This is a genomic window from Acinetobacter sp. YH18001 (assembly GCF_013416975.1).
GTDB classification, from domain to species: domain Bacteria; phylum Pseudomonadota; class Gammaproteobacteria; order Pseudomonadales; family Moraxellaceae; genus Acinetobacter; species Acinetobacter pseudolwoffii.
This window is the reverse complement of record NZ_VPEU01000112.1, coordinates 1-2,085: the sequence shown is the minus strand read 5'-3', so window position 1 is coordinate 2,085 and position 2,085 is coordinate 1. Positions and strand designations below refer to the sequence as shown.

The following is a 2,085-nucleotide window of genomic DNA, read 5'->3' as shown; positions in this document are numbered from 1 at the left end:
GGCTGACCATAATAAAATGACGATGCTTGTCCTTTACGTAGTGCACGCATGACTTCAATACCTTTAATTGTGGCATAAGCCGTCTTCATAGATTTGAATCCTAATGTGGCCCTGATGATCCGCTTTAACTTACCATGATCACATTCAATGACATTATTTTTATACTTAATCTGCCTGTGCTCAATATCTACTGGACATTTTCCTTCTCGCTTTAACCGTGATAAAGCATGGCCATAGGTCGCTGCTTTATCTGTATTGATGACCCGTGGAATTTGCCATTTTTTCACCGTATTGAAGATCTTTCCTAAAAAACAATAGGCTGATTTACTGTTCCGTCTAGCGGAAAGGTAAAAGTCAATCGTATGACCACGTTGATCAACTGCACGATACAGGTAAGTCCATCGCCCCTTCACTTTGATATAAGTCTCATCCATATGCCATGAATGTAAATCTGTAGGATTACGCCAATACCAGCGTAAGCGTTTTTCCATTTCTGGAGCATAACGCTGAACCCAACGATAAATTGTGGTGTGGTCAACATTCACACCTCGTTCAGCGAGCATTTCTTGAAGTTCACGATAGCTGATGCCATATTTACAATACCAACGAACAGCCCAAAGAATGATTTCACCTTGAAAGTGCCGACCATGGAAGGGATTCATCTGCTGTATCTCGAAATAAATAAGATATTTAGCTTATCATGTCAGCCTATTTGCAACGGTGCCCTATTTGTTCGTTTGACACGTCATCAAACGATGATGATTTTGGCAGATATTGCCGGATTAAACCATTCGTATTTTCATTCCTTGCTCGTTGAATAGACTTGTAAGGATCAGCAAAATACGTATCTATGCCGGCATCAGTGATTCTTTTGTGTTCGGCAAATTCCTTACCATTATCAAAAGTAACACTATAAGCATGGCTCATCCGTAAACGATCTAATGCACAAGTAATCGTTTGAGAGGATGCTCTCGTTGGCCCTAAATGAACAATATGTACGTACAAGCTCTTTCGATCAACGAGAGTTAATAAAGCACCTTTATGATGTTTACCAATTACAGTGTCACCTTCGAAATCTCCTAAACGTTGTCGTTGATCAATGACCTGGTCTCGGCAATGAATACTTGTTTTATCAATGATTTGCCCCCTACGATCCGTGTTTTTGTAACCTCGTTTTCGATATTTCTTCTGATGCCTTAAATGTAGGTGGAGTTTACCGCCTTTTGATTTATCTTCATAAATGTACTGGTAAATCCACTCATGTGAAGGTACATCCAGCCAACCGCGTTGTGTTAAAGCGCCTAAAATTTGTTCTGGTGACCAGTCCAAGCCAATCAAGTAATCAATATAAGCGAAGGCAAATGCTGTCATGGGTGATGAAGGACGGTACCGTCTTTGACTTGCAAATTTCGCTGCCTGTTGAGCTCTATATCCACGTTGCCCAGTATTTCTTTTTAATTCACGGTAGATGGTTGATCGTGAACGCCCTAACTCCCGAGCAAGGCTAGCGATTGAACTTTTACTTTTCAAAGTAGCATAAATTTCGTATCTTTCATCTTGAGAAAGTTGGGTGTATTTCTTCATTGTGTGCTTTCCAATTGCGAGTTGAAAAAGTCCAATGATTCTACGAATACACCTAACTTTTTCAACTAACTACAAATGTGTCGCACTTGGGATTTGAATCTGCGTCGATAAAAATCATCTGCTGCCACAGAGAATCTATAAATAATAGTGCGCAAGTCCCAATAGATTAAAAAATGCTCAATTTTGGAATTTCCCCAAAGTTATCAGCTCTTCCAGGGCGAAAACTATCCCCAATTTCTGGGGATAAAATTTAGGCTATTTTGTACGCTTTATAGATCACCCGGATACCGCCACTTTTACCATTATTGCCTTGAGCACAAGGTGCTTTACGAATTCCACCACCATTTTTTGATTCAATCGCCCTGATCAGGCTATACCAAGTTGTTTTTAGTTTGTAGGACAATTGTTGCGCAGAAAGACTTGCGAAAAAATGAGAGTTTTTTTATTGTGTTAGTCTAAGCCTAAATCCCATCCTCTTTATCGCCAGCAAAATAAATTATG

At 39.8% G+C, this 2,085-nt stretch carries 3 protein-coding genes; all 3 read right to left on the bottom strand.

Annotated elements, in window-relative coordinates; translation table 11 throughout:
* Nucleotides 1-662, bottom strand: a 662-nt coding sequence (locus FTV48_RS14580; protein ID WP_065995618.1) for an IS6-like element IS1008 family transposase, incomplete at its 3' end; no start/stop codon positions are given.
* Between the two features lie 46 nt (nt 663-708).
* Entirely contained in the window at nt 709-1,584 is an 876-nt protein-coding gene (locus FTV48_RS14575; RefSeq protein WP_180000760.1) for an IS30 family transposase, read from the bottom strand.
* Between the two features lie 250 nt (nt 1,585-1,834).
* A complete protein-coding gene (locus tag FTV48_RS14570; RefSeq protein WP_180000759.1) occupies nt 1,835-1,987 on the bottom strand; it encodes a hypothetical protein in 153 nt (50 codons plus the stop codon).
* Between the last annotated feature and the right edge of the window lie 98 nt (nt 1,988-2,085).

Excerpts from the sequence above, each read along its gene's own strand:
- FTV48_RS14575 (WP_180000760.1), bottom strand. The coding sequence starts at position 1,584 with ATGAAGAAATACACCCAACTTTCTCAAGATGAAAGATACGAAATTTAT.